The following is a 16,650-nucleotide window of genomic DNA, read 5'->3' as shown; positions in this document are numbered from 1 at the left end:
CGAGTACGGACTTGGACGTGCCACTTGCTTCTTCCCTCGATTCATTACAGGACAACCCTATTGGGTCCCTGTCCGGGATCTTCGGGGCCCCTCACGGATCCAACAGCCCGCTGTCGATGGGAACCGGCACGTCAGCGCGTCCTGGTGGACCGACCTTGGTATGCATGATGGCATCGGCTGGTTGCCTGATGAGGAAGAACCAGGTGGCCTGCGCAGCAGTTCCCGTGGACCGGTAGATACAGGCATCGTCCGAGCCCTGTCGGAGGAGGCGCCATGGCCCGACTCATTGAGGAGGCGATGCGGGGCAATGCTCAGCAGCTGCGGCGCGAGGCCCACGGCTCACCCGTGCGTTGTCTGACGAACGCCCCGCCCGTCCGAGTCGGGGGCCGGCGTTGGTCGGCCTGGTTCATGCTGGACCTGGCTGCTGCGGCCCTCGGGGCATCGCGCTTTCGCATGGCCTCTCGTCGTCTGGCCTGTCGTGGCCGGTATCGCCGCGAACTCGTTCCCTCTGCCGCCCGAGTCCAAGTCCAAACTCCCCGGCCCTCGGCTTCGGTGACGTGAAGAGCCGCTGGCCGACGCCCGTTTCGAAGGCGGTCCGATGACGCTCCCCGAGCTGTACATGGCATTGCTCATCGGCGGCGCCATTCTGCTCGCCAGCATCGCCGCGGCCCGCGCCGCCCACCGTGCCGGCCTGCCGAGCCTGCTGCTGTTCCTGGTGGTCGGCATGGTCATCGGAGAGGACGTCCTCGGCTTGGAGTTCGACAACGCGCAGCTGGCACAGGCGGTGGGTACTGCGGCGCTGGCGGTCATTCTGGTCGAGGGCGGCCTGACCAGCCAGTGGAGCGATGTCAGGCGGCTGCTGGCCCCCGCCGGGGTCCTGGCCACGGCTGGTGTCGGCATCTCGGTTGCGGTCACTGCGGCCGGCGCGCACTGGTTGCTGGGCATGGACTGGCACCTGGCCTTGCTGCTGGGGGCGATCGTGTCGTCCACCGACGCCGCGGCAGTCTTCGCCGTATTGCGATCGCTGCCGCTACCGCAGAAGGTCACCGGCCTGCTGGAGGCTGAGTCCGGCTTCAACGACGCGCCGACCATCATCTTGGTGCTGGTGTTCTCCACCGCTGCCGCCGACCTGCCCGGCCCGGCGCATGTTGCGGGCAACGTCGCGTACCAACTGGTGGTGGGCGTACTGCTCGGCTTGACCATCGGGCGTCTGGGCGCCGCCGCGCTGCGGCACATCGCCCTGCCTGCGACCGGCCTGTATCCCCTGGCCACGCTGGCCTTCGGCATCATCGCCTTCGCGGCGGCGGGTGCGGCCAACGCCAGTGGCATCATCGCCGCGTATCTGTCCGGGCTGGTGCTGGGCAATTCCAAGCTGCCGCACCGCGCCGCCACCCGCTCCTTCGCCGAGGGCGCCGGCTGGCTCGCCCAGATCGGCCTCTTCGTCATGCTGGGACTGCTGGTCACACCCAGGGAGCTGCCCGGGGCGGTGGCGCCGGCTCTCGTTGTCGGACTGGTACTGCTGCTGGCCGCCCGCCCCTCCTCGGTCGTCGCCTGCCTGCTGCTTTTCCGGGGCATCTCATGGCGTGAGCAGGTGTTCGTCTCCTGGGCGGGACTGCGCGGCGCCGTCCCGATCGTGCTGGCCACCTTCCCCATCGTCGCTGGTGTAACGGACGCCGATGACCTTCTGAACATCGTCTTTGTGCTGGTGGTCCTGTTCACCCTGATCCAAGGCCCCACCTTGCCCGCCGCGGCCAGAGCTCTGGGCCTGACGCGTCCGGATGCGCTGCGGGACGTGCAGGTGGAGACCGCGCCGCTGGACGTCCTGGACGCGGACCTGCTGACACTGACCGTGCCCTCGGGTTCGCGCCTGAACGGCGTGGCCGTCTTCGAGCTGCGGCTGCCTCCCCCGACAGTGCTCACCCTGATCGTCCGCGACGGCGCCACCCTCGTCCCCCAGCACGACACGCCGCTGCTCAGCGGCGACGAGCTTCTTCTGATCACTACCCCGGACACCCGTGAGGAGGCTGAACGACGACTGCGGGCGGTGGGTCGGCGCGGCAAACTCGCCCGCTGGTTCGGCGAGAAGGGTGATATCGAGCCCGTTCAGACAGGTCGCCATGGATGAAGCCGACCTGGGTCAGACGGTGAGCACGAGCGCGGCCGAAGTGGCTGACGTCCCTCGCACACAGTAGGCGTCATTCAGCAAGGTCAGCGTCCTTCTTCACAAGGACGCTGCCGCGGTTGCAGCACAGGTCGCGACTGCTCCATGGACCGGGTGTCTCGGTGCCGGTCCAGGCGGGCGATTACCGGGCCTGCGGTAACCCCGTGCAGTACTACTGAGGCCAGCACGGTGAAGGTCACCACTGCCCACCGCTCCCGCTCCGGGAGAGCAAAACTGTTGGCCCAAGGCGTAGGCAAGGTAGTACAACGATCCGATCCCCGGACGCCGTACGCCGCCACGACCCAGCGTTCCCGGGACGCTCATAGTGAAAGGACCGCTAAGCCTCACCGGCCCGGGTCCCGGGGCAAAGTCCCGTGCTCAGGAGGGGGTGGTGGTGAGGATGCGGTTGAGCGCGCTGCCGGGGCGGCTCGTGAGTTCCTCCCAGGATCCCGCTTCCGCGATGCGGCCTTCGTCAAGGACGGCGATGCGGTCGGCACGGCGGATGGTGGCTGGGCGGTGGGCGATGACGATCGTGGTGCGGCCCTCCTCCTGCAGCGCGGTGGCGAGTTGGGCGTCGCCGGCGTTGTCCAGGTGGGCGGTGGACTCGTCGAGGACGAGGACTCTCGGCCGGACCAGCAGCGCGCGGGCCATGGCGATGCGGGCCCGCTGACCGCCGGAGAGCGTGGCGCCGCGCTCGCCGACGAGGGTGTCCATCGGGGCTATCCGGTCGACGCCGCACAACCGGGCCGCTTCGGCCAGCGCCTGGTCGTCCGCCTCGGGTGCGGCGAGCCGCAGGTTCTCGGCGAGGGAGCCGTGGAAGAGGGGCGTGTCCTGTCCCACCAGCACCACCGCACGCCGCAGGTCATCGTCGCTCACCTCCCGCACGTCCACGGGGTCACCGTCGGCGGGCAGCAACTGGACCGCACCGTCGGACGGGTCCCAGAAGCGGGCCAGCAGGTGGGCGCAGGTGGACTTGCCGGCACCGGAGGCGCCGACGAGAGCGAGTGTCCGGCCCGGAGGGACGGTCAGATCGACGCCGTCCAGCACGGGCCGTCCTCCGTAGTCGAACCTCAGCCGGTGCAGCCGGACGCCCAGCGGTCCGGGCGGCAGAGGGCGGGGTTCGGTGGGCGGAGGTGCGAGAGCGGGGGCCTTGACGGCAGCATCGATGCGGGAGGCAGCGGCGCGCAGGGCCACGGCCTGGCTGAGAGCGCGGGCCGACTCCGCGACCGGGCCTAGGACGGAAAGGGCCAGGGCCATCGCAGCCGGAGCCCAGGCGCCGTGCAGCCGTCCGGAGGTCACCGACTGCGCCGCCGCGGCGACCACGCCGAGGACCGCGGCCACGATGAGGAGGTCGCGGACCGCGGCGGCTACGGCCTCCCAGGTGGCCTCGGCGCGTTGGGCGTCACCCACCTGCCGCCCCCGCTCCGCGAGCTTGCGGCGGTGCTCGGTCAGAGCGCCGAAGGCGAGCAGTTCGCGCAGCCCGTCGACGGCCTCCACCGTGTCTGCCGACAGCCCGGCCACGGCCGTCCGGGTGCGGCCGCCGCGTGCCGTGCGCGCGCGGGCGTCCGCGAAGGGCGCCGCGGCGAGCAGGGCCGCGACCGGCAGCACGGCCGTCAGCAGCCACGGCTCCACCGTGGCAAGGACCATGGAACCGCCGGTGAAGACCGTTCCTGCCGCCAGCAGTTGGGCGGTGGTGTGGGCGTAGAAGAACTCCAGGGCCTCCACGTCGGCCATGGCCGTGGCGGCGAGGTCGCCGCTGCGCCGTCCCGCGACCCGGGCGGGCGCGCTGCGGGCGAGTCCGTCGAAGACGCGCACCCGCAGTACGGCCAGCACCCGGTAGGCCAGGTCGTGCGAGAGATCCATCTCCCGCCAAGTCATCAGGGCGCGTACCAGGACCAGGGCGACGAGCGCGGTGACGGTGCCCGCCGAGGGGGCGTGCCCTTCGATGACGGCGGTGCCCACGGTGTGCGCGGCCAGGGTGAGCAGTGCGACGAGGGAGCCCTGCTCGAGGAGCGCGGCGACACAGGTGCGAGCTGTCATGGCGCGGTGTGCGGCGAGGGCGGGGAGGAGGGCGCGCAGTGCGCCTCGCGCCGGTACGTCCGCGGCGGTGGTGGCGGTGTCAGTGGCGGCGGCGGTGGTGGCGGTGCTCATGCGGCGCGTTCTCCTCGGTGGGCGTGGCCGGCCTCGACGAGCCGCGCGTAGACGCCGCCGGCCTCGACCAGGCCGGGGTGGTCACCCACGGCGTCCACTCGTCCTTGGTCGAGGACGACGATGCGGTCGGCGTGCCGGACGGCGGCCAGCCGGTGGGCCACCACCAGGACGGTCCGGCCGCTCGCGGCGTTCATCAGCTCCCGGACGATGTCCGCCTCCCGGCGTTCGTCGACGGCGCTCGTGGCCTCGTCGAGGACGAGGACCGGGGCGTCGGCCAGCAGGGCACGCGCGAGGGCGAGCCTCTGACGCTGGCCGCCGGAAAGGGTGGCGCCGCGCTCGCCGAGGACGGTGCCGTAACCGTCGGGGAGGGCGGCGATCTCGTCATGGACACCGGCGACGCGCGCCGCCCGGGTCAGGTCGTCGTCCGTCGCGTCCGGCCGGGCCAGGCGCAGGTTGTCGGCGATGGTGGCGTGGAAGAGGTACGTCTCCTGCGAGACGACGGCGATGCCCTGCCGCAGCGAGTCGAGCGCGTACTCGATCGTGGGGCGCCCGTCGAGGGTGATCCGGCCCTCCTGCGGGTCGTGGTGGCGCAGGAGCAGGGCCAGCAGTGTGGATTTGCCCGCGCCGGACGGGCCGACGATCGCGGTCGTCCGGCCCGGCTGCGCGGTGAACGAGACGCCGTCCAGGGCCGGGGACGGCGCGCCGTCGTAGGCGAACCGCACGTGCTGGAAGCGCAGTTCGGGCGGCGCTTGCCGGGGCGCGGGGGCCGTTCCAGCGTCGGAGACCGCCGGCTCGGTCGTGCGCAGGGCCGCGAGCCCGTCGGCGGCCGAGACTCCGAGGTATCCGGCGTGCCACTCGCGGGCGAGATCGCGGACGGGGCGGAAGGCTTCGGAGGCCAGCAGCAGCACCAGATACGTGCCGGTCGCCGTGGTGGATCCGGTGACGGCCGACCAGCACGCCAGGAGCGCGGCGGCGGCGGTGCCGCCCTGGATGGCGAGGTCGGTGATGCCGGTGTCGACCAGGGACACCCGCAGTTTCGCGACGGTCGCCCGGTGCAGCGCCGCGGACCGCTCCTCCAGGCGTGCGCGGGTGCGCCCGACCGCGCCGGCGGCGCGCAGGGCGGGCATGCCCTGGAGCGCCTCCAGGTAGTCGGCGCCCAGTCCTTCGTAGGTGTCCCAGTGCTCCTTGCCGCGGGCGGCGAGGAGCCGGTCCCAGGCGCGCGGCCCGGCCAGGGCGAGGAGCAGGGCGGGGACGAGGCCGAGCAGGGCCCACGGTTCGACCACGGCCAGGGCGGCCAGGACGAGGGGCGGCACGGTGAAGGTGATCAGGAGCTGTGGCAGGTAGCGGGAGACGTAGGCGTCGACGCCCTCCACCCCGTCGACGAGGGTGGTGCGGACGGCTCCGGCGCGTGCGGTGGTCAGGTGAGCGGGCCCCAGCCGGCCCAGGTGGGCCAGGAGTTCGTCCCGCAGGGCGACCCTGACCCGGGCTCCGGCACGAGTGGCGGTGCGTCGCTGCCACAGGGTGAGACCGGCGCGGGCGGCGACGACGGCGAGCACGGCGGCCAGCAGCCACGGGAGCCGGCCGGTGTCTCCGCGGGCCAGGCCGGCGAGGGCGAGTGCCAGCAGTGCGGCCTGCGCCAGGTGGGTGAGGGTGACGGCACCCTGCAGGAGGGTGGCCGTGAGCAGGGGGCGCCGGGCGCGCCGGGCGGCGCGGCGCAGCTCGGGGTGGACGATCACGTGGTGTTCTCCTCGTCGGCGTGACGGGTGCCGAGGGCCAGAGCGTGGACGACCCAGTCCCGGTCCGGCGCGGCTCCGAGGGCGGCGCCGAGGTCCGCCTGCTGCCAGGAGCCGACGGGCCGGGCCGCCAGCCCGTGGCGTCGGGCGGTGACCTGGGCCAGGTGGACGGCGAAGCCGGCCCGCAGATGGGCGCGGCGGATGTGCGCGGCGTCGGCGTCCGTGGGGCAGCCGTGGGCGAGCAGGACGGCGCCCGCGTCCGCGATCCACGCCTGGCCCGCGGCCCAGGCGGCGAGCGTCTGACGGGCCTCCCCTGCCGCGCACCGCCGCAGGGTCGTGCCGTCGGGTGCCAGTTCCATGAGGCCGGGTCGGGGCGGGCCGACCGCGGCGCACCAGCGCAACAGGTCGCCGTTGCCGGCCCGTTCGGCGGTGGCCAGGACTGCCCGCAGTGCGTCGTGGGAGGGGGTGCCCGGCAACGGCGGTGGGGTACTGCGGCGGGCCAGTAGTTCGGCCGGGGTGGGCGTACCCCCGGACGGTTCCGGGGCGTGGGGGCTGTCTGCCGGGTGCATCGGGCTCCGCCCGTCGGGCGGCGGGATGCGCACGACGACCAAAGGATTCTCGGTGAGTCCGTCCAGTCGTGCCTCGGGCTCGCCCGCGCCCAGTGCGCGGGCCGCCAGGAACAGCGCCGCGGCGGCGTGCCCGGTGTCCAGCAACAGAAGGGGCCAGGCTCGGTGGCCGTAGTGGGAGGCCGTGCGCCGTGCGGTGACGGAGAGTTCGGCCGTCACGCCTGGCGGCGTGTCGTCGGAAGGCAGACCAACGCGGTGGACGCGGTGGCGCAGCGGGTCGTAGCCGTAGCGGCCGGGCGGCAGGGAGCAGCCGGCGCCCACGACCAGTTCGGCGTCCACCGGGTGCAGCGCACCCGCGGAGGGCGCGGGCCTGAGGCGTCCGGAGGCGTCCGAGGCCGCCAGGGACAGACGCAGCAGGGTCTGCAGATCGAGGTCCGCCGGGCCTGCCTCCGGAATCGGAATCGGCGGCCCCGGCCAAGGCCGGACGGCTGTTCCGGCGGGCGTGTCGGGGCCGGGACGCTCCGGGGAGCGGGCGCGGGCGAGGGCGGCGACGAGTTCCACAGGGCGGCCCTCGCGGAGGTCTTCCACGGCGGCCCTCACATGTGCGGCGGAGGCGCCAGCGTGAAGTCCTCCGGCGCGCTCGGCGCGGTCGTGCGCCATCCGCGCGCGACGGCGGCCTCGGCGAGGCGCGGGCAGCCGAAGTAGCCGAAGGCGGCGGGGGCGTTGGGCAGGAGTCCGGAGACGAGGACCCGGGCGACGCGCAGCGATGTCTCGGCCACGTCCTCGGTGGTGAGGTCGAAGGTCATGACACGGTGACCGCCTGCGCGCAGCGTGCTCTCCAGCCGCTCCCGGCTGCCGGGCTCGACCGCGTCGACGGACACGGTCCCGAGCGCGGGCGCGGTGAAGCGCCGGGCCTCGGCCGACATTCGTTCGTCCAGCCACACCTGCACGTGCGCACCCAGGTCCCGCACGTACTCGAACTGCTCGCCGCACACATCGAGATAGCGGCCGTCGGCCCGGTGCTCCAGGTACAGCCCGCGCGCCAGCAGCCCGGCCTCGACGGCCTGGAACACCCAGCCGTCGGAGTCGGTCAGGCCCTGGGTGAAGACCCAGGTGTGGACGGCTTCCAGGACGGCCTTGCGGGCGGCCTCGGCCGGGTCGTACTTACAGGCGAACCCGGCGGCGTACAGGCCGAGGCGCGGGTCGTGCACGAGCGCGGCCATGCAGGGGGCGAACTCCGAGCGCATCTCCACGATGTGGACGTCGAGCGCGGAGCCGGCGATGTCGTCGGCGAGGCCGGGCACGCTCACCGGGTCGATGCCCCGGGTCGGGCCGTCCAGATGCCACCACAGCTCCAGTGCGTCGCGTTCGACGATCTCCAGCAGACCGCGTTCGACGGCGTCGTCGAGGCCCTGTCCGGTGGCGATGCCCGCGTAGTTGAGGTGATGGGTGCGGGGCAGCTCACGCAACTGGCCCTGGCGCCAGTTGAGGTGGGTGAGCGCGACGGGCGCCCAGACCTCCGCCGTCCGTCCGCCGGGCAGCTGCTCGGTTCCGCGCGTCCACAGGGCCGGGGTCTGGGAGGTGAGGGGTCGGTAGGGGAACTTCTCGCGGGCGTACTGCCAGTCGGCGTACGTGGGCAGGTCGCCGGGGCCGTAGAGCCGCAGGCCCTTCTCGGTCAGTTCGGCGGCGGTGGCGCGCACGGGGGCGTCGGGGTGGCCGGGGGGCGGCACGCGGTTGCCGCAGTACCGCTCTATCCCCTCGGCAATCGCGGCGACGCGCGCTTGCTCGGGGTCGCCGAAGGTGGTGCCGAGGGAGACGCGGTCGGCGGGCCACAACCCGTGTCTGCGGGCGTCGGATATCTCGGCCGTGAGCGCGGTGTAGCGGGGTGGGGCGCCCGTGGGGTGTTCGACGGGCTTGACCTTGCGGACGATGCCGCAGACGGGGTCGACGAGTGCTTCCAGCGGCAGCGTCGTCATCTCAGGATCTCCTCGGCGGGGTCGACGGGGCTGGGGCGGGACGGGAGCACGGGCAGTCTCAGCACCACGCTGTCCGCATCGACCTCCCGTCGGGAGGCGTGCAGCCGGCCGGCCGTCACGGGGTCTTCCCCGGTGTGGGGGTTGCGGGCGTGGGCCGGGAAATGGTGCCCGGCGATCTCCAGGCGCAGCCGGGTGCCGGCCCGCAACCGACGCGCGACCCGGCCGAGGCCGACGGTGAACTCGGCCTCACTACCGGCCGGTTCGGCATGCCGGACGACGCCGACGGCGAGCCGCTCGGCGTTCCCTTCCGGCGTGAGCGCGACGAGCCGGGCGGCCCAGTCGGCGGACGGGCTGTGGGCCGTGGCCCGCAGGTGCACGCTCACGGGGCCGACCACGTCGAGCGGACGCGGCAGCGGCGGCGTGAGCAGCAGGCAGCGGTCGGGCGGGCCGTCGGTGGGGACGGTCAGGTCGTCGGAACGGACCGGCCTGCCGGGGTCGGCGGTGAAGACGGAGCCGTGCAACAGTCGCGTGCGTGGTGTGCGCGGTTCGCCCTCGGTGCGGGCGGGCAGCCACAGGTCGCCGCCGCCCAGCCCCTGGGCGCCATGGTGGCCGGGGGCGAGTTCGCCGGTCAGGGCGCGGCGGGCCCAGCGCACGTACAGCTCGCCGAGGTTCAGCCGGTGGGCCGGGCCGGAGTCGGGACCGGGCGCGGTGACGAGACCGTGCCTCCAGGGGCCAAGCAGCATCCGGGCCGAGGGTCCGCCCCAGGAATGCCACAGCGCGACGGTGTCCGCCGTGAAGTGGTCATGGTGGCCGCCCACCGCGAGCAGGGGCACGGCGGCGTGCGCCGCCCGCGATACCAGACGGCCGCGGTCGCGGTGTCGCCACAGGCCCGCCCAGGAGGGCAGGCCGCGGCCCAGCCGCTCGGGGAGGGCGGTCAGCGGCAGGTGGGTGAGCATTCCCGGGTCAGTGGAGAGGGCCTTGTCCAGCGCGCTCTCGTCGGAGTCCCGCCGGTCACCGTGGGCGGCCCACCATCCGGCGCGGGACAGCAGCCGCTCCACTCCGGACGCCTCGCGCGCGGTCTCCGCGGGCCCGAGGGCGGGCACGGCCGCGATGACGGCGTCGGGCCGGGCGTCCTCGGGCACGTCGAGGGCGAGGACGAGGGCGCAGTGGGCGGCGTAGGAGGCGCCAGCGGCCGCCAGCCGTCCGTCGCTCCACGGCTGCCGCCGGATCCAGCGGACGGTCGCCGCTCCGTCGGCGGTCTCGTCCGCGTACGGGTGCCACTCCCCCGGCGACGCGAACCGGCCCCGCACGTCCTGGACGACGGCGGCGAACCCGCGGCGGGCCCAGCCGCGCGCCTCGGCCCTGTACCGGGTCCGGTCGTAAGGGGTGCGCACCAGGACGGCCGGAAAGGGGCCGTCGCCGGCCGGGAGTCGGACGTCCGTGGCGAGTTCCCCCACAACCGTACTGAACGCCGTCATCCGTCCTTCTTCGGCATCGGTGCGACGACGGGCACCGGGAGGACGGGGTGCTCGATGACGGTCAGCGTGCGCAGGTCCACCCGTCGGAGGCGGCGCCGCGCCGGGAGGCCGGCCGCGGCGGGGGCGTCGGCGGCCCACCGGCTGAGATCGTCCGCGAGCAGTGCCGTGAGCAGCGTTGCGGCGGGCACGGCGAGCCGGACCGGTGCACCGGAGGTACGCGGTCCGCTCCAGTACGCGGCCAGTTCGCGGTGAGCGGGCGTGGCGGCGAGCCGACGGGACCGGACGTGCGCCGAGGTGACGTCTCCAGGAGCGGCGGCCACCGGCTCGACATACGCCTGCCAGCCCTCGCGGTGGCAGCGCAGCCACGCGACGCCGTGCTCGGGCAAACGGTCGGCGGCGTCCCACAACCCGTCCGGCACGGGCCCGTCCAGGCACCACACGACCGCGGAGGGGTTTCCGTCGAGCAGGTCCTCGATACCCACCGGTGACCTGTCGGAGGCGGTCACGGCCGAAGTCGTGCGCGGCCGCGCGCCCAGGGCGGCCAGTTGCACGGCGAGCGGTTCGGTCAGCACCGGGTCGCCGAGGATCCGGATGTCACGGCGAGCGGCGGACCATGGCGAGTGCCGCGGCCCATCCGCCAGATAGCCGGCCGCCTCGAACGCCCGCACCACGCGCTCCAGTCCCCCGTCCACCGGGGCTGCGGCCCCGCCCGTGAGAAGGGAGAGCAGGGCGTCCTCGTCCGCGTCCGCTGTCCTGACGCTGAAGAACTCCCCTTCGGGGGTACGGACGGCGAGCCCTCGCCCGGGCACGGCGACGACCTCGGCACCGGGGACTAGTCGGCTGCGGGACACGGCGTTCCTCCTGTCGGGGGGACCTGGGACGGGCGTGGGCCCGCCCGGAAGGCATCGGGCGGGCCCACGGTCGAGGGCGGTGAGGCCCTTGCTTACTCCTCGGTGTCCTCGAAGGGGTTCTCGACGAGCGCGTTGGAGTGGGAGGCCGAGTCGTGAGCCAGCTGACCCGGGTCGGCGATCGGCGCGAAGACCTGCTCGTTGTCCATGAACTCTCCTTCATCAGCAGGGAGATACGGCGTTCGGGTGAGCGCCCGACCACAATCTAATGAATCTGATTTTCATATTCTAGAGCGAGGAGGGGGTGATCTGGGTAACACACCGGCCAGCCTCCCTCGGGGTCCCGGCCGACCCGGCCGGCCACCTTCAGCACGTCCGCCAGCAACCCCCGTGTCACGACCTCCTCCGGTGTTCCGTCGGCCACCACACGGCCGTCGCGCAGGGCTACGATGCGTTCGGCGAACCGGGCCGCGTGGGCCAGGTCGTGCAGCACCATCACCACGGTGAGCCCGCGTTCCTCGCGCAGGCGCACCACGGTCTGCAGCACGTCGAGCTGGTGGTGCAGATCCAGGTAGGTGGTCGGCTCGTCGAGGAGCAGGACGCGTGTGTCCTGGGCGAGCGCCATCGCGAGCCGCACTCGCTGCCGCTCGCCGCCGGACAGCGCGTCGACGTCGCGGTCGGCCCACTCCTCCACCCCCACGTCGCGCAGCGCCCGGTGCACGACGGGGTCGTCGCCCTCGCGCAGCATCCCCAGCGGGCCGCGTGCCGCGTACCGCCCCTGACGGACGAGGTGACTCACCGTCATGCCCGGGACGGCCGGAGCCGACTGGTGCAACAGCGCCACTCTCCGGGCCGTGGCGCGCCTCGAGAGCCGGGCGAGGTCGTCCCCACCGAGCCGAACGCTCCCCTCATCCGGTTGCAGCAGCCCGGCGGCCAGCCGCAGCAGGGTCGACTTGCCGCAGCCGTTCAGGCCGATGAGGGCGGTCAGTTCGCCCGGCCGGACGGTCAGGTCGACGCCCCGCAGCACGGGTCGTCCGGGGTAGCCGAAGTGGACCCCCTCGACGTGGATCCCCACGGACTCGGTCATGCTCTGTCCTCAATTCGACGTCAGAACGTACGGCTCGGCGTGCGGCGCACGACGACCAGCAGCAACGCGGCGCCGAGGCACGCGGTGAGCGCCCCGACCGGCAGCGTGAGCCGTCCCGAGTCGAGCACCGCCGCCACCAGCCGTGAGGACAGCTGCGCGGCCGCGTCCGCCCCGCACACCACGACCGCGCCCGTCAAGGCGGCGCCGGGAAGGCTCCGGCGCAGGTCCGCGCCGAAGACGGCCACGGCCAGATGCGGGACGAGCAACCCGATGAAGCCCAGCGCCCCGACGGCTGCCACCGCGCCCGCGGTCAGGGCCACCGCGCACAGCAGGGCCAGGGTCCGGGCCCGGCGGGCGGCCAAGCCGGCGGCCAGGGCGATGTCGTCACCACAGCGCAGCAGGGTCAACGGCCCGGCCAGCAGCCAGGCCGCGACCCCCCAGACGAGCGCCCAGGGCCACAGCAGGTGCCAGTGCTCCCACACCCGGCCCTCCGTGGTGCCCACCAGCCACTGCACCACGCTGCCGAGTTCACCCGGCTCCACCAGCAGCACCATGGCGGTGAGCCCGCCGAGCACCGCCGATACCAGCACCCCGTGCACGGCGGTCTGCGCGGGATCACCGCGCCCGCGGCCGGCGAGCAGCCACAGGAGCGCCGCTCCGGCGCATCCACCCGTGCACGCGGCGAGGACCACGGCCAGGGGCGAATCCCACCCGGCGAGTCCCAGGGCAGTCGCGGTGACGGCACCGAGCACCGCGCCCGGGGTCACGCCCGTCACCTCCGGCCCGGCCAGGGGATTACGCAGGGCGGACTGCAGGACCAGCCCTGCCACGGCCAGGCAGGCGCCCGCGCCGAGGGCCACCAGCAACCTCGGCAGGCGCAGTTGGAACAGGATGTGGCGTTCCGTCGCGTCACCGCCCCCGTTGAGGACGTCCCAGACCACACCGGGGGACATGCCGCGCCCGGCCACCACTTCCACTCCGGCGCAGACGACGGCCAGTGCCGCGAGCGCCGTGAAACGCCGGGTCACCGTACGTCCTCCGTACTGGTTGTCCTGAGAGGTGGCGAGGAGGTATCGCCGGGCCCGCCGCACCCGGGGTCGTCCCGGCGAAGGTGATGCGATGCCCTGGCGTGAAGGACTTCGTCCGCAGGACCGGAAGCCGTCTTCCGCGGTCCGGGCAGCGGTTCGCGCGCCGCGGCCGGAGCGGCCGGCCCCCGCCGGACTCCCCTACCGCGGCCACCCGACCGCATCAGCGCGACCCCGGCCGGCACCCCCAGCAGGGCCGTCCAGGCGCCGGCCGGTGTCTCCACGGGCGCCAGCGCCAGCCGGGCCGGGACATCGGCGACCACCACGACGACGGCACCCCAGGCGGCGGACCACGGAAGCCAGCGCACCGCCCCCGCCGCGGGGGCGAACCAGCGGGCCAGGTGTGGGGCGAGGAACCCCACCCACGCGACGGGCCCGCACACGGCCGTCACCGGGGCGATCAGCACCACGGCGATGGCCAGCGCGGCCAGCCGGGCGCGCTGAGCTCGCACACCGAGCGCCTCCGCGTCCTCGTCACCCAGCCGCAGCACCGACAGCACCGGTGCGCACAGCACCAGAGCGGGCACCGCGACGAGCAGCCACGGCCACAGGCCCGTCACGTCGTCCCACGTCCGGGCGGAGAGGGAGCCGAGCAGGTAGCGGTAGATCAGCTGGAGGTCGAGCTGGTCGGCCATGACCATCAGGACGAGCAGCGCGGCCTGCAGCGCGGCCGCCACCGCGGCGCCGGTCAGCAGCACCGCGGACGGACTGCGGCCGATCCCGGCGACCAGCAGCGTGAGCCCGCCGCCGAGCGCGGCCCCGCCGATGGCCAGCAGCGGCTGGACGGCGGCGGGCAGCGAGAGGGTCAGCACCAGCGGCGCGGCCACCCCCAGCGCGGCCCCGGACGACACGCCCAGCATCTCCGGCACCGCCAGGGGATTGCGCAGCGCCTCCTGGAGCACCAGCCCGGCCGCCCCCAGACAGGCTCCGGCGACCAACGCCAGCAGCAGGCGGGGCACGCGGAGTTCGGTCACGACGATCCCGGCGAGGGTGGTGTCCCCGTCCATCACCGCGGCGACCAGCCGGTGCGGGGGGACGTAGGGGGTGCCGAGACTGAGCGCGCAGACCGAGGAGACGGCCAGCAGCACGACCACCAGAAGCGGTTGCCACCTCCGCGCACCGCGCACCGGCCGCTCTCCGCCCGCCGCGGCGCGATCGGCCGCGGCGGGCACCGGGAGGGACTTCCTCACCGCAGTGCGGCCGTGGCCTCGTCGAGGACGATGCCCAGCGAGCGGGTGCCGCGCCCCTTGGCCCACACCTCTGAGTTCACCTCGTGGACCTCACCGTTCTTCACGGCCGGGATCTTGCCCCAGAGCGGGTTCTCGGCCAGCTTCTCCGACAGCTTGCCGTCTGCGTCGCCGAAGCTCAGCGTCTCGACGAACAGCACGTCGACGTCCTGGGCGAGGATCTCTTCGAGGCTGTAACTGCCTTCCACACCGCGGGACTTCCACGGGTAGTCGGCGATCTTGGGGAACAGGCTGGCGGCCACGTCACCTTCCGGCGTCGCGACGCCGAAGTTCTCATCGCTGCCATAGATGATGAGCGCGGTCTTCTCGCTCGGGGCCTTCTCGGCCTCGGCGAGCTTCGCCCGGAAGGTCTTCTCCGCCTTCTCCCCCTGGGCGGTACGGCCGGTGAGCGCGGCGACATCGCGCAGGTAGCCCACGCTGTCCTGCCACGTCTCGGGCTGCATGGCCCAGAACGTGGTGGCTCCCTTGAGCGCCGGGGCTAGCTTGCCGTGGGTGTCCCCGAGGCCGATCACGAGATCGGGCTTGTGGGAGAGGATCGCTTCCACCTCGGGGGCGATGAATCCGCCGGGGATGACGTCGACCTCCTTGGCCTTCTCCTCCCCCAGGAAGTCCGGGTGGGCGAGCAACGCGCTGTTGGTGGCCGTCGGCACGATGCCCAGTTCCGTCAGGATGTCGTCGCACAGGGCGAAGAGGCAGACGATCCGCTCGGGCTCCTTCTTCAAGGAGACCTTGACGCCGTTGGTGTCGATCAACTCCGTCGACGCCTTGATGGGTTCGACGGTCACCTCCGTCTTCGCCGCGGGCTTGGCCTTGTCGCTCACGGGTTCTTCGGAGGACGAGCCGCAGCCGACCAGGACGGAACCCACCGCCGCTGCGACGATCCAACTGCGACCAAATCTCGACGATGAGCGCAGCATCGATGCCCTCGCTTCTTTTCAGGTACCGGGAACGCACCGAAGATACATGATAATCGTTTTCACCAGACCGGTTTCTGGAGGACTCATGCCTGCTGCCACACCCGTCCTGCTCGTCTCCGACCATGTGGCCGGAGCCGTACACCTGCTGACCGTGCCGGACGGCGCCGCAGTAGGACGCCTCACCGGCCGTCATCTCTCCGAGCACGCCGGGTTCCTGGCACTCCCGGGAGGGCGGGTGGCCTGCGTCGACGACCGTCGCGGGGAACTGCTGGTGCTCGATCCCTTCGCCGAGAAGCTCGTGGAGCGTGCGATCTCGGTCGCAGTGCCGGCCGAGCACCTCGCCTGCGACCCGTCCGGCCACCGACTGGCCGTCACCACCGGCCTCGGCAAGAACAGCGAACCGTGGACGGACCTGCTGACGGTCCTCGACCTGGCCACCGGGGAAGCCGCGCGGGTACGCACGCGCGTCGGCGAACCGGGCGTGACGGTCCTGGGCGAAGGCGACCCGCTGGTCGTACTGCGGCACCGGGAGCCCGGTGCGCTGGCGGTTCACCGGTTCATGGATCTCCTCGCGGCTCCACCCGGCTGCCCTCCGGTCACACCTCACGCGCTCCTGCCGCTGCCGGACGACGGACACGGGGACGCACAAGCACCCGGCTCGGAGCGCGTGTTCGCAGCCACGAGCGAAGGAGTGCACCGGGCCCGGAGGAAGGGCGACGCGCTCGCCGCCGAGGCGATCATTCCCTGGGGATCGCCGGCCCGGGGCTGGTACCTCCGGCTCGACACCCGCCGACAGGCGCTGTGGACCACGCTGCGCGGCGGCGACCCGGACCCGCTGCGATGGCCGGACTGGACCAACCAGGCATGGCACCACGATCTGACAACCGGCCGCACAGTACTCACGGACCTCGGTCCCGGGCTCGTCTTCCGGCTGGCCCTCGCCCGGCGCCACACCGCCTTCACCCGTGTCCACCCCGACGGCGACGAACTGATCCTTGTCGGCGCCGACGACGTAGTGCGCCGCTGTCCCCTGCCGGCCATGGACGGCGCTCCGCGTCGCGGTGGCACCCCTTGGGAAGGCGTCCAACGCCGAGCGGTGGCCGCCTCACCGGGCTCCGACTGGATCGCCGTCACCCGGGGCGGCCACGGCGAGGTGCACATCATCGACGCGGAGACAGGCCACGAGGCGACCCGTCCGCGGCTGACCACACCTCTGCATCACGGCGGCCACATGACACTGCGCGTCCGGAACGACGGTGCCGACGGCGATCCCGTGGGGCGGTGACGGCCTGTGCGGGCCGGCACACTCCAGGCGGCGGGAAACGGCCGCCGCCCGCGGGGGCGTTGCCCGTTGCCCGGTACCGCGCCACACGTACGTCCGTACGCCGCTTCTCCTGTCGT

Annotated in this window: 13 protein-coding genes and 1 pseudogene; 2 read left to right on the top strand and 12 right to left on the bottom strand. The window is 73.4% G+C overall.

Annotation, left to right across the window (positions count from 1 at the left end):
- Positions 1-598: 598 nt before the first annotated feature.
- Positions 599-2,125: a potassium/proton antiporter gene (locus ACZ5TL_RS05670; RefSeq protein WP_468587971.1), complete on the top strand. Its 1,527-nt coding sequence runs from the start codon at positions 599-601 to the stop codon at positions 2,123-2,125.
- An 83-nt stretch (positions 2,126-2,208) separates the two neighbouring features.
- Here the strand turns inward: ACZ5TL_RS05670 and ACZ5TL_RS05665 are convergent.
- The 12 genes and pseudogenes from ACZ5TL_RS05665 to ACZ5TL_RS05610 all read right to left on the bottom strand — a co-directional run.
- A pseudogene (locus ACZ5TL_RS05665) lies at positions 2,209-2,475 on the bottom strand (cation:proton antiporter); the annotation flags it as partial.
- A 64-nt stretch (positions 2,476-2,539) separates the two neighbouring features.
- On the bottom strand, positions 2,540-4,312 hold the full coding sequence (locus tag ACZ5TL_RS05660; protein ID WP_468587969.1) for an ABC transporter ATP-binding protein: 1,773 nt from the start codon (positions 4,310-4,312) through the stop codon (positions 2,540-2,542).
- Positions 4,309-6,048 carry an ABC transporter ATP-binding protein/permease gene (locus tag ACZ5TL_RS05655; RefSeq protein WP_468587967.1) on the bottom strand — a complete coding sequence of 580 codons (1,740 nt, stop codon included), beginning with the start codon at positions 6,046-6,048 and terminating at the stop codon, positions 4,309-4,311. The genes ACZ5TL_RS05660 and ACZ5TL_RS05655 overlap by 4 nt, the downstream gene beginning before the upstream one ends.
- The gene (locus ACZ5TL_RS05650) at positions 6,045-7,199 is read right to left on the bottom strand and encodes a nitroreductase family protein (RefSeq protein ID WP_468587965.1); all 1,155 of its coding nucleotides are present in this window, start codon (positions 7,197-7,199) and stop codon (positions 6,045-6,047) included. The genes ACZ5TL_RS05655 and ACZ5TL_RS05650 overlap by 4 nt, the downstream gene beginning before the upstream one ends.
- A gap of 8 nt (positions 7,200-7,207) precedes the next feature.
- Positions 7,208-8,587, bottom strand: a complete 1,380-nt coding sequence (locus ACZ5TL_RS05645; RefSeq protein ID WP_468587963.1) for a YcaO-like family protein — start codon at positions 8,585-8,587, stop codon at positions 7,208-7,210.
- Positions 8,584-10,065, bottom strand: coding sequence for a CocE/NonD family hydrolase (locus ACZ5TL_RS05640; RefSeq protein WP_468587961.1), 1,482 nt, complete (start codon positions 10,063-10,065; stop codon positions 8,584-8,586). Before ACZ5TL_RS05640 ends, ACZ5TL_RS05645 begins: the two co-directional genes overlap by 4 nt.
- The gene (locus tag ACZ5TL_RS05635; protein WP_468587959.1) at positions 10,062-10,916 is read right to left on the bottom strand and encodes a hypothetical protein; all 855 of its coding nucleotides are present in this window, start codon (positions 10,914-10,916) and stop codon (positions 10,062-10,064) included. Before ACZ5TL_RS05635 ends, ACZ5TL_RS05640 begins: the two co-directional genes overlap by 4 nt.
- A gap of 92 nt (positions 10,917-11,008) precedes the next feature.
- Positions 11,009-11,122, bottom strand: coding sequence for a streptamidine family RiPP (amiA, locus tag ACZ5TL_RS05630; RefSeq protein WP_241270818.1), 114 nt, complete (start codon positions 11,120-11,122; stop codon positions 11,009-11,011).
- Between the two features lie 56 nt (positions 11,123-11,178).
- Positions 11,179-12,000, bottom strand: a complete 822-nt coding sequence (locus ACZ5TL_RS05625) for an ABC transporter ATP-binding protein (protein ID WP_468587957.1) — start codon at positions 11,998-12,000, stop codon at positions 11,179-11,181.
- Between the two features lie 20 nt (positions 12,001-12,020).
- A complete protein-coding gene (locus ACZ5TL_RS05620; protein ID WP_468587955.1) occupies positions 12,021-13,028 on the bottom strand; it encodes a FecCD family ABC transporter permease in 1,008 nt (335 codons plus the stop codon).
- Entirely contained in the window at positions 13,025-14,167 is a 1,143-nt protein-coding gene (locus tag ACZ5TL_RS05615; RefSeq protein ID WP_468588029.1) for a FecCD family ABC transporter permease, read from the bottom strand. The genes ACZ5TL_RS05620 and ACZ5TL_RS05615 overlap by 4 nt, the downstream gene beginning before the upstream one ends.
- Positions 14,168-14,271: 104 nt before the next feature.
- Complete coding sequence (locus ACZ5TL_RS05610) at positions 14,272-15,249, bottom strand: ABC transporter substrate-binding protein (protein WP_468587953.1); 978 nt, start codon at positions 15,247-15,249, stop codon at positions 14,272-14,274.
- Between the two features lie 85 nt (positions 15,250-15,334).
- Here ACZ5TL_RS05610 and ACZ5TL_RS05605 point away from each other — a divergent pair, with 85 nt between their 5' ends.
- Positions 15,335-16,534, top strand: coding sequence for a hypothetical protein (locus ACZ5TL_RS05605; RefSeq protein ID WP_468587951.1), 1,200 nt, complete (start codon positions 15,335-15,337; stop codon positions 16,532-16,534).
- The last annotated feature ends 116 nt before the right edge of the window (positions 16,535-16,650 follow it).

The sequence above is a fragment of the Streptomyces sp. NPDC033136 genome, from assembly GCF_055578235.1.
This window is presented reverse-complemented; position numbering and strand designations above follow the sequence as displayed.